We start from the raw sequence: 20,241 nt of genomic DNA, 5'->3' as shown, positions 1-20,241 counted from the left end.
TATGAGTGAATTTTCCCAGACAGTCCCCGAACTGGTTGCCTGGGCCAGGAAAAACGATTTCTCCATCTCGCTGCCGGTAGACAGACTCTCTTTCCTGCTGGCGGTTGCGACGCTGAACGGCGAACGCCTGGATGGCGAAATGAGTGAAGGCGAACTGGTGGACGCGTTCCGCCACGTCAGTGATGCGTTTGAGCAAACCAGCGAAACCATTAGCGTGCGTGCCAACAACGCAATCAATGATATGGTGCGTCAACGTCTGCTGAACCGCTTTACCAGCGAGCAGGCGGAAGGAAACGCCATCTATCGTCTGACGCCACTGGGCATTGGCATTACCGATTACTACATCCGCCAGCGCGAATTTTCCACGCTGCGTCTCTCCATGCAGCTCTCCATTGTTGCAGGCGAGCTGAAGCGTGCCGCCGACGCGGCCGATGAAAACGGTGACGAGTTCCACTGGCACCGCAACGTTTACGCGCCGCTGAAATACTCGGTCGCTGAGATTTTCGACAGTATCGATCTGACTCAGCGTCTGATGGACGAACAGCAGCAGCAGGTGAAGGACGATATTGCCCAGCTGCTGAATAAAGACTGGCGCGCGGCCATTTCCAGCTGTGAACTCTTACTGTCCGAAACGTCCGGTACGCTGCGTGAGTTGCAGGATACGCTGGAGGCGGCGGGTGACAAGCTACAGGCCAACCTGCTGCGCATCCAGGACGCGACGCTGGCGCACGACGATCTGCATTTTATCGACCGTCTGGTGTTCGATCTGCAAAGCAAGCTTGACCGCATTATCAGCTGGGGCCAGCAGTCGATCGACCTGTGGATCGGGTACGATCGCCACGTGCATAAATTTATCCGTACCGCTATCGATATGGATAAGAACCGCGTCTTTGCTCAGCGTCTGCGCCAGTCGGTACAGACCTACTTTGACGCGCCGTGGGCGCTGACCTACGCCAACGCCGATCGTCTGCTGGATATGCGCGACGAAGAGATGGCGCTGCGCGATGAAGAGGTCACCGGTGAACTGCCGCCGGATCTGGAATACGAAGAATTTAACGAAATTCGCGAGCAGCTTGCGGCGATGATCGAAGAACAGCTCGCTGTCTACAAAACCAGACAAGCGCCGCTGGATCTTGGCCTCGTGGTGCGCGACTATCTGGCGCAGTATCCGCGAGCGCGCCACTTCGATGTAGCCCGCATTGTTGTAGACCAGGCGGTGCGCCTGGGCATCGCACAAGCCGATTTCACCGGACTGCCGCCGAAGTGGCAGCCGATTAACGATTACGGAGCCAAGGTACAGGCGCATGTCATTGACAAATATTGAAAACGTGATGCCAGTTAAGCTGGCACAGGCGCTGGCAAATCCGTTGTTTCCGGCGCTGGACAGCCAGCTGCGTGCCGGTCGTCACATTGGCCTTGACGAGCTGGATAATCACGCCTTTTTGATGGACTTCCAGGAGTATCTGGAAGAGTTCTACGCTCGCTATAACGTTGAGCTGATCCGCGCGCCGGAAGGGTTTTTCTACCTGCGCCCGCGCTCTACCACGCTTATTCCGCGCTCGGTGCTTTCCGAACTGGACATGATGGTCGGCAAAATTCTCTGCTACCTCTACCTCAGCCCGGAACGTCTGGCGAATGAAGGGATCTTCACCCAGCAGGAGCTTTACGATGAGCTGCTGTCGCTGGCGGATGAAAGCAAGCTTCTGAAGCTGGTGAACAACCGTTCGACGGGGTCCGATCTGGACCGTCAGAAATTACAGGAAAAAGTACGTTCCTCCCTCAACCGCCTGCGCCGTCTGGGGATGGTGTGGTTCATGGGCCACGACAGCAGCAAATTCCGCATCACCGAATCGGTCTTCCGCTTTGGCGCCGACGTGCGCGCGGGTGACGATGCGCGTGAAGCGCAGCTGCGCATGATCCGTGACGGTGAAGCGATGCCGGTGGAAAACCATTTGCAGCTCAATGACGAGCATGAAGAGAATCAGCCGGATAGCGGGGAGGAAGAGTAATGATTGAACGCGGTAAATTTCGCTCACTAACGCTGATCAACTGGAACGGCTTCTTTGCCCGAACCTTCGATCTGGATGAGCTGGTGACGACGCTCTCCGGCGGTAACGGGGCGGGTAAATCCACCACCATGGCGGCCTTCGTCACGGCGCTGATCCCTGACCTGACCCTGCTGCACTTCCGTAATACCACCGAAGCCGGCGCAACGAGCGGCTCTCGTGATAAAGGTCTGCACGGTAAGCTAAAAGCGGGCGTCTGTTATTCCGTGCTGGACGTGATCAACTCCCGTCATCAGCGCGTGGTTGTGGGCGTACGTCTGCAACAGGTTGCCGGCCGCGACCGTAAAGTGGATATCAAGCCGTTTGCGATCCAGGGGCTGCCAACCTCCGTGCAGCCGACCGCGCTGCTGACGGAAACCCTGAATGAACGTCAGGCGCGCGTCCTGACGCTCCAGGAGCTGAAGGACAAGCTGGAAGCCATCGAAGGCGTGCAGTTTAAGCAGTTTAACTCCATCACCGACTACCACTCCCTGATGTTCGATCTCGGCGTGGTTGCCCGTCGTCTGCGCAGCGCGTCAGATCGTAGTAAATACTACCGTCTAATTGAAGCCTCCCTGTACGGCGGTATCTCCAGCGCCATTACCCGCTCCCTGCGCGACTACCTGCTGCCGGAAAACAGCGGCGTGCGTAAGGCCTTCCAGGATATGGAAGCTGCGCTGCGTGAAAACCGCATGACGCTGGAAGCAATTCGCGTTACGCAGTCTGACCGCGACCTGTTTAAGCACCTGATCAGCGAAGCCACCAACTACGTGGCGGCGGATTACATGCGTCACGCCAACGAGCGCCGCATTCATCTCGATCAGGCGCTGGAGTACCGCCGCGAGCTGTTTACCTCCCGTAAACAGCTGGTGGCCGAGCAGTATAAGCATGTTGAAATGGCGCGCGAGCTGGGCGAGCACAACGGTGCAGAAGGGGATCTGGAAGCCGATTACCAGGCCGCCAGCGATCATCTGAACCTGGTGCAGACCGCGCTGCGTCAGCAGGAAAAAATCGAGCGCTATGAAGCCGATCTTGACGAGCTGCAAATTCGTCTTGAAGAACAAAATGAAGTGGTGGCCGAAGCCGCCGATTTGCAGGAAGAGAACGAAGCCCGCGCTGAAGCCGCCGAGCTGGAAGTGGATGAGCTGAAAAGCCAGCTCGCGGATTACCAGCAGGCGCTGGACGTGCAGCAGACGCGTGCGATCCAGTACAACCAGGCGCTACAGGCGTTGCAGCGCGCCAAAGAGCTGTGCCACCTGCCGGATCTGACCCCGGAAAGCGCTGATGAATGGCTGGATACCTTCCAGGCCAAAGAGCAGGAAGCCACCGAAAAACTGCTTTCTCTCGATCAGAAAATGAGCGTGGCGCAAACCGCGCACAGCCAGTTTGAGCAGGCGTACCAGCTGGTGGTGGCGATCAACGGTCCGCTCGCGCGTAACGAAGCGTGGGACGTTGCCCGTGAACTGCTGCGCGATGGCGTGAATCAGCGCCATCTGGCCGAGCAGGTGCAGCCGCTGCGCATGCGCCTCAACGAGCTGGAACAGCGTCTGCGCGAACAGCAGGAAGCCGAGCGTCTGCTGGCGGAGTTCTGCAAACGCCAGGGTAAACGTTACGATTTTGACGAGCTTGAGGCCCTGCATCAGGAGCTGGAAGCGCGTATTGCGGCTCTGTCCGATACCGTATCAAATGCCAGCGAACAGCGTATGACGCTGCGTCAGGAGCTGGAACAGCTTCAGTCCCGCTCGAAGACGCTCTTGCAGCGTGCGCCGATCTGGCTGGCCGCACAAAGCAGCCTGAACCAGCTCAGCGAGCAGTGTGGCCAGGAGTTTGCGTCCAGCCAGGACGTTACCGAATACATGCAACAGCTTCTGGAGCGCGAGCGCGAAGCGATTGTTGAGCGTGACGAAGTGGGCGCGCGCAAGCGTGACGTCGATGAAGAGATCGAGCGTTTAAGCCAGCCAGGCGGCTCTGAAGATCCGCGCCTGAATGCCTTAGCCGAGCGCTTCGGCGGCGTGCTGCTGTCTGAGATTTATGACGATGTTGGCCTGGACGATGCGCCGTACTTCTCCGCGCTGTACGGTCCGTCCCGTAACGCGATTGTGGTGCCGGACCTGTCGCTGATTTCTGACCAGCTTGCAGGGCTGGAAGACTGTCCGGAAGATCTCTACCTCATCGAAGGGGATCCGCAGTCGTTTGATGACAGCGTATTCAGCGTCGACGAGCTGGAAAAAGCGGTGGTGGTGAAAATCGCCGATCGCCAGTGGCGCTACTCGCGCTTCCCGGAACTGCCGCTGTTTGGCCGCGCCGCGCGTGAAAGCCGCATTGAAAGCCTGCACGCCGAGCGCGAATCGCTTTCCGAACGATTCGCGACCCTCTCGTTTGACGTGCAGAAAACCCAGCGTCTGCATCAGGCCTTCAGCCGCTTTATCGGCAGCCATCTGGGCGTGGCCTTTGAGCCCGATCCGGAAGCCGAAATTCGCAAGCTCAACACCCGCCGCGGTGAGCTGGAGCGTGCGCTGGCCAGCCATGAAAATGACAACCAGCAGAGCCGCGTCCAGTTCGAGCAGGCGAAAGAGGGCGTTGCGGCGCTTAACCGCATCCTGCCGCGCCTGAACCTGCTGGCGGACGATACGCTCGCCGACCGCGTGGATGAAATTCAGGAACGACTGGACGAGGCGCAGGAAGCCGCGCGCTTTGTGCAGCAGCACGGCAATCAGCTGGCGAAGCTGGAGCCGATGGTTTCCGTTCTCCAGAGCGACCCGGAACAGTTTGAGCAGTTAAAAGAGGATTACGCCTGGTCACAGCAGGTGCAGCGCGAAGCGCGTCAGCAGGCCTTTGCCCTGACGGAAGTGGTGCAACGTCGCGCGCACTTCGGCTACTCCGATTCAGCAGAAATGCTGAGCGGGAACAGCGATCTTAATGAAAAGCTGCGCCAGCGCCTTGAGCAGGCGGAAGCGGAACGTACCCGCGCGCGCGAAGCGATGCGTACTCACGCCGCACAGCTGAGCCAGTACAGCCAGGTGATGGCGTCGTTGAAAAGCTCCTTCGACACCAAGAAAGAGCTGTTAAACGACCTGCATAAAGAGTTACAGGACATTGGCGTGCGCGCCGACAGCGGTGCAGAAGAGCGGGCACGTATTCGCCGCGATGAGCTGCATGCGCAGCTCAGCAACAACCGTGCGCGTCGTAATCAGCTGGAAAAAGCGCTGACCTTCTGTGAAGCGGAGATGGACAACCTGACGCGTCGCCTGCGCAAGCTGGAACGTGACTATCACGAGATGCGCGAGCAGGTTGTGACCGCGAAGGCGGGCTGGTGCGCGGTCATGCGCATGGTGAAAGACAATAACGTGGAGCGTCGTCTGCATCGCCGCGAGCTGGCGTATCTTTCGGCCGATGAACTGCGTTCTATGTCGGATAAGGCGCTGGGCGCGCTGCGTCTGGCGGTGGCGGATAACGAACACCTGCGCGACGTGCTGCGCATGTCCGAAGATCCGAAGCGTCCTGAGCGCAAAATCCAGTTCTTCGTGGCGGTGTATCAGCACTTACGCGAGCGTATTCGTCAGGACATCATCCGTACCGACGATCCGGTTGAAGCGATCGAACAGATGGAGATCGAGCTGGGCCGTCTGACGGAAGAGCTGACCTCCCGCGAGCAGAAGCTGGCAATCAGTTCCCGCAGCGTGGCGAATATTATTCGTAAAACCATTCAGCGCGAGCAGAACCGTATCCGTCAGCTGAACCAGGGCCTGCAAAGCGTGTCGTTTGGCCAGGTCAACAGCGTGCGTCTGAACGTGAACGTGCGCGAGGCGCACTCCACGCTGCTGGACGTGCTGTCTGAACAGCACGAGCAGCATCAGGATCTGTTCAACAGCAACCGCCTGACCTTCTCCGAAGCGCTGGCGAAGCTGTATCAGCGTCTGAATCCGCAGATTGACATGGGCCAGCGTACGCCGCAAACCATCGGCGAGGAGCTGCTGGACTACCGCAACTACCTGGAAATGGAGGTTGAGGTTAACCGCGGCTCTGACGGCTGGCTGCGCGCGGAATCCGGCGCGCTCTCTACCGGTGAAGCCATCGGTACCGGTATGTCGATTCTGGTGATGGTGGTGCAGAGCTGGGAAGATGAAGCGCGTCGTCTGCGCGGCAAAGACATCTCCCCATGCCGCCTGCTGTTCCTTGATGAAGCGGCGCGTCTCGATGCCCGCTCTATCGCCACGCTGTTTGAGCTTTGCGATCGTCTTGATATGCAGCTCATTATCGCGGCGCCGGAAAACATCAGTCCGGAAAAAGGGACGACCTATAAGCTGGTGCGTAAGGTGTTTCAGAACACCGAGCACGTGCACGTTGTTGGCCTGCGCGGCTTCGCACCGCAGCCGCCGGAATCCTTACCCGGCACGGCTGACGCCTCGTAAGGCGGCTCAGACAAAAGGCGGCGCGTATGCGCCGCTTTTTTTATTCACTTAACTTGTGTTCAGGGCTGCGTTATCTTTAAACTTCTTTACATAAGGTAAGGCAACAGCGTGTATGCCTTTCTATACTGAAGGAAAGCTCCAGAATAATGGGCATGTCGTGAAAAACAGGGGGCAAGGGATGTTGCTTAAGAAGAATCGTGGTCATCAGCTGTCTGCGCTGAGTTTATGCCTGACGGTGATGTTTGCTCCACTGTTTAGCGCTCAGGCCGATGAGCCTGAAATTGTACCGACTGACAGCTCCGCGACGATGGGCGCGCAGCCGACGTCGCTGTCGCAACCGCTGGATCAGTCTCCGGCGACGGCCATTATGGCCGGCATCAAACCGCTGCCGGAAGGCATCGACACGGAATCATTACGCCAGCAGCTGATGACCGGGCTGCCCTCGGGCTATACCCCCGCTTATATTAATCAGCTTACGCTGCTTTACGCCGCGCGCGACATGAAGCCGATGTGGGAAAATCGCGATGCGGTCCGTGCCTTCCAGCAGCAGCTGGCTGAAGTGGCGATTGCAGGTTTTCAGCCGCAGTTCACCACCTGGGTTGAGCTTCTGACCGACCCTGCCGTGACCGGGCAGGCGCGTGACGTGGTGCTGTCTGACGCCATGATGGGCTACTTACAGTTTGTGGCGGGCATTTCGGTGAACGGCAACCGCTGGCTATACAGCACTAAACCGTACAAGCTGGCGACGCCTGCGCTGTCCGTCATCAATCAGTGGCAACTGTCGCTCGATAACGGTGAACTACCGCGCTTTATCGCAAGCCTTGCGCCTGCCCATCCGCAATATGCCACGATGCATCAGTCGCTCCTTGAGCTGGTTGCGGATTCCCGCCCGTGGCCTCAGCTGCGTGGAACAGCAACGCTTCGTCCGGGGCAGTGGAGCAGCGATGTGCCTGCGATCCGCGAAATCATGAAACGGTCCGGCATGCTTGACGGCGGCCCTAAAATTGCCCTGCCAGGCGACGAGACGCAAAACGCGGTCGTCAGCCCGTCGGCGCCGGTCAAAGAGAAAACCGCCGTTGCGCAGAGCAATAAGCCCGCCGCTTACGATCGCGAGCTGGTTGCGGCGGTTAAGCAGTTCCAGGCTGCGCAGGGGCTGGGCGCCGACGGCGTGATTGGTCCATCCACCCGCGACTGGCTGAATGTCTCTCCGGCCCAGCGGGCAGGGGTGCTGGCGCTGAATATCCAGCGCTTGCGCTTGCTGCCGGGCACGTTATCCACCGGCATTATGGTTAACATTCCGGCCTACTCGCTGGTCTACTATCAGGACGGAAGCGAAGTGCTGGCGTCCCGTGTGATTGTAGGTCGACCTGACCGTAAAACGCCGATGATGAGCAGCGCGCTGAATAACGTGGTGGTTAACCCACCGTGGAACGTGCCGCCGACGCTGGCGCGCAAGGATATCCTGCCTAAGGTCTGGAATGACCCCGGTTATCTGGAGCGACACAACTATACGGTGATGCGCGGCTGGAACAGCAAAGAGACGATTGATCCCTGGATGGTCGACTGGTCAACGATTACCCCGTCGAACCTGCCGTTCCGTTTCCAGCAGGCACCGGGTGCGCATAACTCGCTGGGACGTTACAAATTCAATATGCCAAGCTCGGACGCTATCTATCTGCATGATACCCCGAACCATAATCTGTTCCAGAAAGACGCTCGCGCGCTCAGTTCTGGCTGCGTTCGCGTGAATAAGGCCTCGGAGCTGGCGAATATGCTGTTGCAGGATGCAGGCTGGAACGATACGCGGATATCAGATGCCCTGAAGCAGGGGGATACGCGTTACGTCAATATCCGCCACAATATCCCGGTCAATCTTTACTATCTGACGGCGTTTGTGGGGGCAGACGGACGTACCCAGTATCGTACAGATATTTACAATTATGATCTGACAGCGCGATCCGGCGCACAAATCTTGCCAAAAGCGGAACAATTAATCAGGTAAATGAAGTAGTTCGGTGAAAATGATTGTCGTAAGTTATGGTGAATATAAGGCGATCTGTCTGCAAGCCCCGTATTCACTGGGGTTGGGCGCCTTGACGTAGCAGGTTTTGCCAGTTATGGTGCCCTTCGTGCGCTAAGCATATTGACAATTTCTTTTACCTGTAGACCTGATTATCATGGACAAATTTGACGCTAATCGCCGCAAATTGCTGGCGTTAGGTGGCGTTGCGCTGGGCGCAGCTGCCATCCTTCCGACGCCAGCATTTGCCACCCTCTCGACACCTAGTCCGCGTATTTTAACGCTCAACAATCTGCATACTGGTGAGACGCTTAAAGCGGAGTTTTTCGATGGCAGAGGCTATATTCAGGATGAATTAGCAAGACTCAACCATTTTTTCCGTGATTTCCGCGCGAACAAAATCAAAGCCATCGATCCTGGATTATTCGATCAGCTTTACCGCTTGCAGGGACTGCTGGGGACCAAAAGGCCGGTGCAGCTCATTTCTGGCTATCGCTCTCTGGATACCAACAATGAACTGCGCGCCCACAGCCGTGGGGTAGCGAAAAAAAGCTATCACACGAAAGGGCAGGCGATGGATTTCCATATTGAAGGCGTTTCGTTAGCCAATATTCGCAAAGCGGCGTTATCTATGCGCGCAGGTGGTGTAGGATACTACCCACGTAGCAACTTTGTGCATATTGATACCGGGCCGGTTCGGCACTGGTAATAACGAAACACAGGAGCAGTATGAACTATCGTATTATTCCGGTTACCGCGTTCTCACAGAACTGTTCATTGATCTGGTGTGAACAAACTAAACTGGCCGCGCTTGTCGATCCCGGCGGAGACGCTGAGACAATCAAGCAGGAAGTCGCTGCCAGCGGTGTAACGCTGATGCAGATTTTACTGACCCATGGTCATCTCGACCATGTGGGTGCAGCGGCTGAACTGGCTGAACACTACGGTGTGCCGATTATCGGCCCGGAAAAAGAAGATGAGTTCTGGCTACAGGGATTACCTGCTCAAAGCCGTATGTTTGGCCTGGAAGACTGTCAGCCATTGACACCTGACCGCTGGCTGAACGAAGGCGATCGCGTTAACGTAGGGAATGTGACTTTACAGGTGTTGCATTGCCCGGGGCATACGCCCGGTCATATCGTCTTCTTTGATGACTCGTCGCGTCTGCTGATTTCGGGTGACGTGATTTTCAAAGGGGGCGTAGGACGCAGTGATTTCCCACGCGGCGATCACGGTCAGCTGATTCAGTCGATTAAGCAGAAGTTATTGCCGTTAGGTGATGACGTGACGTTTATTCCCGGCCACGGTCCGAAGTCGACGCTGGGCGATGAGCGGTTGCATAACCCGTTCCTTCAGGATGAAATGCCCGTCTGGTAAACCCGGTTAAATAAAAAAAGCCTGCATGATGCAGGCTTTTTTGTGGGTGCTGGTTACAGCACTGCGACAATGGCTTCGCACAGTGGTGCCATGTTGTCAGGCGTCATGCCTGCAACGTTCACGCGACCAGAGGCAACGGCATACACGCCAAACTCTTCACGCAGGCGCAGCACCTGCTCTTTGGTCAGGCCGCTGAAGGAGAACATGCCGTTCTGCTTGATGATGAAGCTGAAATCACGGTTAGCGCCTTTCTCTGCCAGCGTGTTCACAAACAGCAGACGCATGCGCTGAATGCGCTGACGCATATCGTTCAGCTCTTGTTCCCAGATTGCGCGCAGCGCATCGTTGCTCAGGATCGTCGCAACGACAGACGCACCGTGTGCCGGTGGGTTGGAGTAGTTAGCGCGGATCACGGACTTCATCTGGCTGAATGCGCGATCGACGGTTGCTTCGTCAGCAGCCACCAGCGTACAGGCACCGACGCGCTCGTTATACAGGCCAAAGTTCTTGGAGTAGGAGCTTGCGACAATCAGTTCCTGATGCACTGCGGCGAAAGCGCGCAGGCCTTCAGCATCTTCTTCCAGACCACGGGCAAAGCCCTGGTAAGCGAAGTCGAACAGCGGCAGCCAGCCTTTTTCTACAGACAGCTTAGCCAGCTGTTCCCACTGCTCAAGCGTAGGATCGATACCGGTTGGGTTATGGCAACAGCCGTGGAACAGCACCACATCGCCCGCCTGGGCTTCGCTCAGGCTAGCCAGCAGGCCGTCGAAGTCCAGCGCGTGGTTTGCCGCGTCGTAATAGGCATATTCACGCACTTCCAGACCCGCGGAGTTGAACACGCTCTTGTGGTTCGGCCAGCTTGGGTTGCTTACCCACACGCGCTTGACGGAGGTGTTTTTCGCCAGAAAATCTGCCGCCACGCGCAGTGCGCCGGTACCGCCAGGGGTCTGCGCCGTGCGGGCGCGTTTTTCGCTCACAATGGTGCTGCCTTTGCCGAACAGCAGCTCCTGGGTGCAGCGACCAAATTCAGGAATACCATCAATACCGAGGTAGTTTTTGGTGGTTTCGTTTTCCAGCAGATACTGCTCAGCTTTTTTAACGCTGGTCAGTACCGGAGTCTTGCCGGTTTCATCTTTATATACACCAATACCCAGGTTGATTTTGCCAGGGCGGTCGTCGGCACGAAACAGATCGGCCAGGCCCAGAATTGGGTCGGCAGGAGCGGCAGTAATGTTCTCAAACATGACGAAGTTCCATTGTGATTACAGAAGTGAAATCCGCTATCAGGTTAACGGTAGATTTACAAAATGCCAACCGTTTGCGACGAAAAGCGTGCGGCTTTTCAAAAGTCGCTATTTTTTTCTCTCAGGAATAAAAAAACAGGGCCGAAGCCCTGTTCATTAAGCATAGAACAATGAGGTGTGTTGATTAGAACTGGTAAACCAGACCCAGAGCCACGATGTCATCATTGTTGATGCCCAGCTTGTTGTCGTCTTTCAGCTGGTTGATCTGGTAGTCAACATAGGTGGACATGTTTTTGTTGAAGTAGTAGGTCGCACCGATATCGATGTAGTTGATGTAGTCTTCGTCACCGATATTTTCTACGTCTTTCGCTTTAGATTTGTAGTAAGCGATGGACGGACGCAGGCCGAAGTCGAACTGGTACTGAGCCACAACGGAGAAGTCCTGAGATTTGTTAGCGAAACCTCTGTTGCTCAGGCGCGCTGCGTTACGCATTTCGCCGTATACCGCTGCCAGGTAGATGTTGTTCGCGTCGTATTTCAGACCGGTAGCCCACTGCTCAGCTTTGTCGCCTTTACCCCAGTCCAGGGTCTGCTGGTTGTTGGTACGGTCAGCTGCGCCGTAAGCACCCACGATGCCGAAGCCTTCGTAGTCATAGCTCAGAGAGGTCGCCCAGCCGTCGCCGTTAGAACGTACTGCGATATCACGCTCGTTCTTGCCCAGGTACTGAACGCCAAAGTTCAGACCATCAACCAGGCCGAAGAAGTTGCTGTTACGGTAAGTCGCCAGACCACCGGTACGGCCAGAGAAGAAGTTATCGGTTGCGCCGGTGTCACCACCGAACTCAGGCAGCATATCGGTGATGCCGATTGCGTCATAGACCAGGCCGTAGTTACGACCGTAGTCGAAGGAGCCTGCATCGCCGAATTTCAGACCTGCGAATGCCAGACGGGTTTTGTTGCCGTTCTGTGCATCTGCGCCTTCAGAGTTGTTACCCTGGAAGTTGTATTCCCACTGACCATAACCGGTCAGCTGATCGTTGATCTGCGTTTCGCCTTTGAAACCCAGACGCGCGTAAGTGTTATCGCCATTGCTGCCGTCATTATCAGAGAAGTAATGCAGGCCAACTGCTTTCCCGTAAAGATCTAATTTGTTGCCGTCTTTGTTATAGATTTCAGCAGCGTTTGCTGCACCGGCTACCAGCAGGGCAGGGACTACCACTGCCAGGATATTGCGCTTCATCATTATTTATTACCCTCATTGGTTTTTTTATGACACTCGCCACTGCCGTCAATAAATTCTGTCAATAAATATTTCCGGAACTATTGATGAGAGTTAGGTGTCTTTATGTGTCTGACAGGCATCTTTCCATTCATAGAAGCGTTTCGCTACACTGAAAGTGCTACAATCTTCAAGATTCAGTTACAAAAAGAAAATATGTGTAACTAAATATGTATTTTTGGGAACTTTGTGAAGCACCTCAAATTTCAGCGCAGTCTGGTGAATAAAACATCCGCTTTATTCTTATATATATGATTTCCTTATGTTTAATTTAGCTAAAGGCCTTTCCTATAAACAGAAGTTAAACGGGTCATTTTTTCTTATGATCGGCAAAAGCCGTCCAGATGGCTAAGAGGTTGATTGTTTTTTGTGCTATTACATAAGAATTGCTTTAGGCGCAATAAGAATGGGGTTATTTTTTTGTCGCCAGATGTTTCGTGGAAACAAAACGTAACAGATAGAGGTTATTGCGGGGTTGTGGTTTAAAGATGCTTACTTTTGACTGACGAAAACTGACGTTGCAGGATAAAATAATGGCCAGCAAGTGCTGGCCATTATTGATGTGGACGGTTAGAAGCTTGCGTTACGCGGCGTGCGTGGGAATGGAATCACATCACGTACGTTCTGAACGCCTGTCACGTAGGCAATCAGACGCTCGAAGCCCAGGCCGAAGCCGGAGTGCGGCACAGTGCCGTAGCGGCGCAGGTCGCGATACCAGCTGTAGTCCGCCGGGTTCAGACCCATCTCCTGCATACGCGCGTCCAGCACGTCCAGACGCTCTTCACGCTGGGAACCACCGATGATTTCGCCGATGCCCGGTGCCAGTACGTCCATCGCAGCAACGGTTTTACCGTCTTCGTTAAGGCGCATATAGAACGCCTTAATGTCTTTCGGATAGTTTTTCACCACAACCGGTGCTTTGAAGTGCTTCTCTGCCAGATAACGTTCGTGCTCGGAGGAGAGATCCACGCCCCAGTAAACCGGGTTCTCGAATTTCTCACCGCATTTTTCCAGGATAGCGACCGCATCGGTGTAGTCCACCTGCGCGAAGTCTGCGGAAACGAAGCGCTCAAGACGGGCGATGGCGTCGTTATCGACACGCTCAGCGAAGAATTTCATGTCGTCTGCGCGCTCTTCGAGAACCGCTTTGAACACGTATTTCAGCATCGCTTCTGCCAGGCCTGCCACGTCATTCAGATCGGCAAAGGCCACTTCCGGCTCCAGCATCCAGAATTCCGCCAGGTGACGGCTGGTATTGGAGTTTTCCGCACGGAAGGTTGGGCCGAAGGTGTAGATCTTAGACAGCGCACAGGCGTAGGTTTCGCCGTTCAGCTGGCCGGAAACCGTCAGGAAGGCTTCTTTACCAAAGAAGTCTTTGTCGTAATCGACTTTACCTTCCGGCGTACGCGGCAGGTTTTCCATATCCAGCGTTGAAACGCGGAACATTTCGCCTGCACCTTCGGTATCAGAGGCCGTGATCAGCGGGGTAGAAACCCAGAAGTAACCCTGCTCGTCAAAGAAGCGATGCAGCGCCTGCGCCAGCGTATGACGCACGCGCGCAACCGCACCAATCAGGTTGGTGCGCGGACGCAGGTGCGCGACTTCACGCAGATATTCAATACTGTGACGCTTTGCAGCCATCGGATAGGTGTCCGGATCTTCAACCCAGCCGGTCACTTCCACCGAGGTCGCCTGAATTTCGTAGCTCTGACCCTGGCCCGGAGAGGCCACCACAACACCGGTGACGATCACGGAACAGCCTGTTGTCAGGTGCAGAACGTCATCATTGTAATTGGGCAGAGAATTATTAATGACGGCCTGTACAGGATCAAAGCAGGAACCGTCATAGACGGCGAGGAAGGAGATGCCAGCTTTAGAATCTCGGCGAGTACGCACCCATCCGCGCACGGTGACCTCCTGGTCAACGGCGACACGGCCCTGGAGTACGTCGGCTACAGGCACAACGCTCATAATATTCTCTCTGTTAATAGTCGGAAAAAATAAACACTTGTCCGCCCTTATTGGGGGGATATCTATGTTACCTGCCATCCGCTATCAGACAAGTAAATTTCACCGTCTTGAGAGAAGAAATAAGAAATAAATAAGAGAAGGGGAGCCATGAAGGCTCCCCGAAGCGGTTAACTGGCTTTTTTGACCTGAGGCAGATCGAAGGCTTTGCGTAATGCGCGAACAAACGCTTTGTCATGGCAGATGGTTTTGCCCGGGCTGTCGGAGAGCTTCGCGACCGGCTTACCGTTACATTCCACCAGTTTTATAACGATGTTCAGCGGTTTCACCTGAGGAATATCGCAGGTTAACCGCGTACCAATCCCAAAACTCAAGTTCACCCGGGAAGAGAAGTGACGATAAAGGTCGATCGCTTTCGCCAGGTCAAGGTTATCGGAGAAGACCAGCACCTTACTCATTGGGTCGATACCCAGCTTTTCGTAATGGGCAATGGCTTTCTCACCCCATTCAACCGGATCCCCGGAATCATGGCGTAACCCCTGGTAGCGTTCGGCAAACTCAGGGCCAAAGTCGCGCAGGAACGCGTCCATGGTAATGCAGTCGGTAAGGGCAATACCCAGCCGATCCGGGTATTCATCAAGCCACGCGGCGAGGGCGGCGCGCTGGCTGTTGGCGAGGTCTGGGCTGATCTGCTGGTGCGCCTGGAACCATTCGTGTGCCTGGGTGCCCATCGGCGTTAAATCAAGACGACGCGCCAGATCGTAGTTACTGGTGCCAACGAACCACGGCTCTTGTTGCAGACGTCTGACGATGGCTTCCTGGACCTCGCGAGAGAAGCGGCGGCGCGTGCCAAAGTCCATCAGACGGAATCGGGACATATCCAGCCCTTCGGTCAGTTGGTTAAACTCAACCAGTTTATTTTCCAGAGCGGCAACGGCCTGCGTCACACCGGTTTCAGGGGAGCGATAGCGGTGGGCCAGCTCGCTGATCACTGCCAGAAGCGGCACTTCCCACATGATCACTTCGCGCCACGGACCGGTCAGGCGAATGTCCAGCTTGCCGTTATCATTGGTGACGGTGACCTGTTCCGGCTTATAGCGGAAGTCGCGCAGCCAGTTCAGATAGTCCGCTTTAAAGAAAGGCAGGCCAGAAAGCCATTGATATTCGTCATCGGTGAGCGCCAGATGTTGCATGGCATCGACCTGTTCACGAATGGAATCTGCGTAGATACCCAGCAAGTCGTCACCCCGGCAGCGAAATTCCGCCGCAACATGAACATCATGATAGTGGTGAAACACGGCTTGCTGCATATGCAGCTTGTACGCATCGGTATCCAGCAACGTATGCAGAACCGGAGAAGCGAATTGAGTCATAGGTGCGCTGTAGCATCCTCTCACGGGAGCGTTTAGTACAATAAACAACTCCGGAGTATACCCTGTTTAGTGATTTATTGAACCCCGATCACAACATAAGCACACTTTATGGTCGAGAGCATTTCGTGCCCTGTGTTACAAAAATGTAGCTAAAAAGGGCGTTGTGCCTGAAAAGATGAACATTCTGCATAGCGCGTTTTACACAACAGGAATATATTGAATCGTTACTCGACAAACGATGCATAAGGTTTTCTATGACACAACAGCCACAAGCTAAATACCGCCACGACTACCGTGCGCCGGAATACCTGATAAGCGATATCGATCTGACCTTCGACCTGGATGCCACAAAAACCGTCGTGACGGCGGTAAGTCAGGTGACGCGCCAGAGCGCGACAGCCGTGCCGCTGCGTCTGGATGGTGAAGACCTGACGCTGGTTTCCCTGCATATTAATGATGAAGCCTGGTCAGACTATAAAGAAGAAGGCAACCAGCTGGTCATCGACAACCTGCCGGAACGCTTTACGCTGCGCATCGTGAATGAAATCAGCCCCGCCGCCAATACCGCGCTGGAAGGGCTTTACCAGTCAGGCGTGGCCCTGTGCACCCAGTGCGAAGCCGAGGGTTTCCGCCACATTACCTGGTATCTGGATCGTCCGGACGTGCTGGCGCGCTTTACCACTAAAATTATTGCCGACAAAACGCTGTACCCGTACCTGCTCTCCAACGGCAACCGTATTGGCGAAGGGGAACTTGAGAACGGCCGTCACTGGGTGCAGTGGCAGGATCCGTTCCCGAAACCATGCTATCTGTTTGCGCTGGTGGCGGGAGATTTCGATGTTCTGCGCGACACCTTCAAAACGCGTTCTGGCCGTGAAGTCGCGCTGGAGCTGTTCGTCGATCGTGGCAACCTCGACCGCGCGCCATGGGCAATGACCTCCCTCATTAACTCCATGAAGTGGGATGAAACGCGCTTTGGCCTCGAATATGACCTCGACATTTATATGATCGTGGCTGTCGATTTCTTCAACATGGGCGCGATGGAGAATAAAGGTCTTAACATCTTTAACTCCAAATACGTGCTGGCGCGCACCGATACCGCAACGGATAAAGATTACCTCGATATTGAACGTGTTATCGGCCATGAGTATTTCCACAACTGGACCGGGAACCGCGTCACCTGCCGCGACTGGTTCCAGCTGAGTCTGAAAGAGGGCTTAACCGTTTTCCGCGATCAGGAGTTCAGCTCCGATCTGGGATCGCGGGCGGTGAACCGCATCAATAACGTGCGTACCATGCGTGGCCTCCAGTTCGCAGAAGACGCCAGCCCAATGGCGCACCCGATCCGCCCGGATAAAGTCATCGAGATGAATAACTTCTACACCCTGACGGTGTATGAAAAAGGCGCTGAAATTATCCGCATGATCCACACCCTGCTGGGTGAAGAGAACTTCCAGAAAGGGATGCAGCTCTACTTTGAACGCCACGACGGCAGCGCGGCCACCTGCGACGATTTCGTCCAGGCGATGGAAGACGCGTCCAACGTGGATCTCTCGCACTTCCGCCGCTGGTACAGCCAGGCCGGCACGCCGATTGTGACCGTCAAAGACGACTACAACCCGGAAACCGAGCAGTACACGCTGACCATCAGCCAGCGCACGCCGCCTACGGCCGAGCAGGAAGAGAAATATCCGCTTCACATTCCGTTCAGCGTGGAGCTGTACGACAACGAAGGCAACGTGATCCCGTTACAGAAGGGCGGTCATCCGGTACACAACGTACTGAATGTGACCCAGGCAGAGCAGACCTTTATCTTCGATAACGTCTACTTCCAGCCCGTGCCAGCACTGCTGTGCGAGTTTTCCGCGCCGGTTAAACTCGAGTACAAGTGGAGCGATCAGCAGCTGACGTTCCTGATGCGTCACGCGCGCAACGATTTCTCGCGCTGGGATGCGGCACAAAGCCTGCTGGCGACCTACATCAAGCTGAACGTGAACCGTTACCAGCAGGGCCAGCCGCTGACATTGCCGGTTCATGTGGCAGACGCCTTCCGTGCCATCCTGCTGGATGAGAAAATTGACCCGGCGCTGGCGGCTGAAATTCTGACGCTGCCGTCCGCGACTGAAATCGCCGAGCTGTTTGACATCATTGATCCCATTGCGATCGTGGCGGTGCGCGAAGCGCTGACCCGCACGCTGGCGACCGAGCTGGCGGACGAGTTCCTGGCGATTTACAACGCCAACAAGCTGGACGCGTACCGTGTGGAGCATGCGGATATCGGCAAGCGTACCCTGCGCAATACCTGCCTGCGCTATCTGGCGTTTGGTGAGGCAGAGCTGGCGAACACGCTGGTGAGCAAGCAGTACCATGAGGCCGATAACATGACGGATGCGCTGGCCGCACTGGCTGCAAGCGTTGCCGCCGAGCTGCCGTGCCGCGATGCGCTGATGCAGGAGTACGACGACAGGTGGCATCAGGATGGTCTGGTAATGGACAAGTGGTTCATCCTTCAGGCCACCAGCCCGGCAGCCGATGTGCTCAGCAACGTACGCAGCCTGCTGAAGCACCGTTCGTTCACCATGAGCAACCCGAACCGCGTCCGCTCGCTGATTGGCGCGTTTGCCAGCAGCAACCCGGCAGCGTTCCACGCCGAAGACGGCAGCGGATATCAGTTCATGGTTGAAATGCTGACCGAGCTGAACAGCCGTAACCCGCAGGTGGCGTCTCGTCTGATTGAGCCGCTGATCCGCCTGAAACGCTACGATGCACAGCGCCAGGCGAAAATGCGCGCCGCGCTTGAGCAGCTGAAAGGGCTGGAAAACCTGTCTGGCGATCTGTACGAGAAGATTGCGAAGGCGCTGGCCTGATGTAAAAAAAGCCCGGTGGCGCTACGCTTACCGGGCCTACGTGGAGTAGCGGGGCATCGGTTTTCTCCCTCTCCCTGTGGGAGAGTGCATCAGGCATTAGCCTTAATCAATGCCCGTTCACTCACTCCACGTTTCATCACTCTATCCAGCACTTCCGCCTCCAGCTCCGCCAGTCTCGCTGACCCCACCCGGCGAGGGCGTGGAATATCCACCATCAGATCCAGCCCGATTTTTCCCTCTTCTATTAACAGCACCCGGTCGGCCATCGCCACGGCTTCGCTGACGTCATGCGTCACCAGCAGCACCGTAAAGCCGTGCGCTTTCCAGAGCGATTCAATCAAATCCTGCATCTCGATCCGCGTCAGGGCGTCGAGGGCGCCGAGCGGTTCATCAAGCAGCAACAGGCCCGGACGATGAATCAGCGCGCGCGCCAGCGCCACGCGCTGCTTCTGTCCTCCCGACAGTGCGGCGGGCCACTCTCCCGCACGATTCTCCAGCCCGACCGCGGCGAGTGCCTGTCGGGCTTCCTCCTGCCAGCTGCCCTTCAGGCCCAGTCCGACGTTATCCATCACCGTTTTCCACGGCAGCAGACGCGCGTCCTGAAACATCATGCGCGTATCATCCTGAATAGTGGCCAGCGGCGTGGTGCCCGCCAGAATGTCGCCGCCGTTGGGGGCTTCCAGCCCGGCTAAAAGACGCAGCAGAGTACTTTTGCCGCCACCGCTGCGTCCGACAACGGCCACAAACTGTCCGGCAGGGATATGCAGATCCAGTGCATTCAGAATGGTGTTTTCGCCGTAGCGTTTGGTCACGCCGTTCAGCAGTAACGGTGTCCCCTGGTTCAGTCGTGCAGTATTCATGCTTTCGCCTCCTGAGCGGTATAGGCCGGGTTCCAGCGCAGCCAGCTACGTTCCAGCCACTGGGCGCTGACGTCCGCCAGCTTGCCGAGCAGGGCATAAAGGATAATGGCAACCACCACCACGTCCGTTTGCAGGAACTCGCGGGCGTTCATCGCCAGATAACCAATGCCGGAGTTTGCCGAAATGGTTTCCGCCACGATCAGGGTGAGCCACATCAGGCCGAGCGCAAAACGTACGCCGACCATAATGGAGGGCAGGGCGCCCGGCAGGATCACATGGATAAACAGAGCAAAACCCGACAGGCCATAGCTGCGGGCCATCTCAACCAGCCCGCGATCGATATTGCGGATCCCATGCCAGGTATTGATATAAATCGGGAACAACGTCCCCAGCGCCACGAGGAAGATTTTGGCGCTCTCATCAATGCCAAACCACAGGATAACCAGCGGGATCAGCGCCAGATGCGGCACGTTACGCAGCATCTGAACGGAGGTATCCAGCAGCCGCTCGCCCCAGCGGGACAGGCCGCTGATGAGCCCCAGGGTCAGGCCGATGCTGCCGCCAATCGAAAAGCCGATGACGGCGCGCCAGGAGCTGATAGCCAGATGCTGCCACAGCTCACCGCTGGCGCTGAGCGACCAGAACGCTTCCACAACGCCTTCCGGCGAGGGCAAAATGCGGCTCGACAGCCAGCCGGTTGACGACGCTAGCTGCCAGACGAGGACAATGCCGACGGGCAGAAACCACGGCGCGGCGCGCAGCAGCCATTTTTGTGCGATTGCAGACATGGCGGCTC

13 protein-coding genes are annotated in these 20,241 nt (G+C 56.1%); 7 read left to right on the top strand and 6 right to left on the bottom strand.

Going from position 1 to position 20,241, the window contains the following annotated elements:
* Position 1 precedes the first annotated feature (1 nt).
* The 6 genes from mukF to N5C09_RS08590 all read left to right on the top strand — a co-directional run bounded on the left by mukF (position 2) and on the right by N5C09_RS08590 (position 9,854).
* Entirely contained in the window at positions 2 to 1,324 is a 1,323-nt protein-coding gene (gene mukF / locus N5C09_RS08615; protein WP_041910621.1) for a chromosome partition protein MukF, read from the top strand.
* Positions 1,305 to 2,009, top strand: coding sequence for a chromosome partition protein MukE (gene mukE / locus N5C09_RS08610; RefSeq protein ID WP_049132609.1), 705 nt, complete (start codon positions 1,305 to 1,307; stop codon positions 2,007 to 2,009). Before mukF ends, mukE begins: the two co-directional genes overlap by 20 nt.
* On the top strand, positions 2,009 to 6,457 hold the full coding sequence (gene mukB / locus N5C09_RS08605; protein ID WP_279748858.1) for a chromosome partition protein MukB: 4,449 nt from the start codon (positions 2,009 to 2,011) through the stop codon (positions 6,455 to 6,457). The genes mukE and mukB overlap by 1 nt, the downstream gene beginning before the upstream one ends.
* Before the next feature lie 178 nt (positions 6,458 to 6,635).
* On the top strand, positions 6,636 to 8,459 hold the full coding sequence (gene ldtD / locus N5C09_RS08600; protein WP_279748857.1) for a L,D-transpeptidase: 1,824 nt from the start codon (positions 6,636 to 6,638) through the stop codon (positions 8,457 to 8,459).
* Positions 8,460 to 8,634: 175 nt separating this feature from the next.
* A complete protein-coding gene (locus N5C09_RS08595; RefSeq protein ID WP_279748856.1) occupies positions 8,635 to 9,186 on the top strand; it encodes a YcbK family protein in 552 nt (183 codons plus the stop codon).
* A 20-nt stretch (positions 9,187 to 9,206) separates the two neighbouring features.
* Positions 9,207 to 9,854: an MBL fold metallo-hydrolase gene (locus N5C09_RS08590; RefSeq protein WP_063866286.1), complete on the top strand. Its 648-nt coding sequence runs from the start codon at positions 9,207 to 9,209 to the stop codon at positions 9,852 to 9,854.
* Between the two features lie 53 nt (positions 9,855 to 9,907).
* Here N5C09_RS08590 and N5C09_RS08585 read toward each other — a convergent pair whose 3' ends face one another.
* The 4 genes from N5C09_RS08585 to pncB form a co-directional block, all read right to left on the bottom strand.
* The gene (locus N5C09_RS08585; protein WP_102749628.1) at positions 9,908 to 11,098 is read right to left on the bottom strand and encodes an amino acid aminotransferase; all 1,191 of its coding nucleotides are present in this window, start codon (positions 11,096 to 11,098) and stop codon (positions 9,908 to 9,910) included.
* A gap of 184 nt (positions 11,099 to 11,282) precedes the next feature.
* Positions 11,283 to 12,341 (bottom strand): porin OmpF, encoded by a 1,059-nt coding sequence (gene ompF / locus N5C09_RS08580; RefSeq protein ID WP_063866289.1) that lies wholly within the window; start codon positions 12,339 to 12,341, stop codon positions 11,283 to 11,285.
* Positions 12,342 to 12,947: 606 nt separating this feature from the next.
* On the bottom strand, positions 12,948 to 14,348 hold the full coding sequence (gene asnS / locus N5C09_RS08575; protein WP_003858191.1) for an asparagine--tRNA ligase: 1,401 nt from the start codon (positions 14,346 to 14,348) through the stop codon (positions 12,948 to 12,950).
* Positions 14,349 to 14,515: 167 nt separating this feature from the next.
* The gene (pncB, locus tag N5C09_RS08570) at positions 14,516 to 15,718 is read right to left on the bottom strand and encodes a nicotinate phosphoribosyltransferase (protein ID WP_063449151.1); all 1,203 of its coding nucleotides are present in this window, start codon (positions 15,716 to 15,718) and stop codon (positions 14,516 to 14,518) included.
* A gap of 254 nt (positions 15,719 to 15,972) precedes the next feature.
* Between pncB and pepN the strand changes: the two genes are divergently transcribed.
* Positions 15,973 to 18,585 carry an aminopeptidase N gene (gene pepN, locus N5C09_RS08565; protein WP_107535065.1) on the top strand — a complete coding sequence of 871 codons (2,613 nt, stop codon included), beginning with the start codon at positions 15,973 to 15,975 and terminating at the stop codon, positions 18,583 to 18,585.
* An 89-nt stretch (positions 18,586 to 18,674) separates the two neighbouring features.
* On the opposite strand, the gene ssuB is transcribed toward pepN, so the two are convergent.
* Together ssuB and ssuC are read right to left on the bottom strand one after the other, a co-directional pair.
* Complete coding sequence (gene ssuB, locus N5C09_RS08560; protein ID WP_063866291.1) at positions 18,675 to 19,445, bottom strand: aliphatic sulfonates ABC transporter ATP-binding protein; 771 nt, start codon at positions 19,443 to 19,445, stop codon at positions 18,675 to 18,677.
* Positions 19,442 to 20,233: an aliphatic sulfonate ABC transporter permease SsuC gene (gene ssuC, locus N5C09_RS08555; protein WP_193032970.1), complete on the bottom strand. Its 792-nt coding sequence runs from the start codon at positions 20,231 to 20,233 to the stop codon at positions 19,442 to 19,444. Before ssuC ends, ssuB begins: the two co-directional genes overlap by 4 nt.
* Positions 20,234 to 20,241: the final 8 nt, after the last annotated feature.

Source organism: Enterobacter sp. GD03975, assembly GCF_029838645.1.
GTDB lineage: Bacteria > Pseudomonadota > Gammaproteobacteria > Enterobacterales > Enterobacteriaceae > Enterobacter > Enterobacter quasihormaechei.
This window is presented reverse-complemented; position numbering and strand designations above follow the sequence as displayed.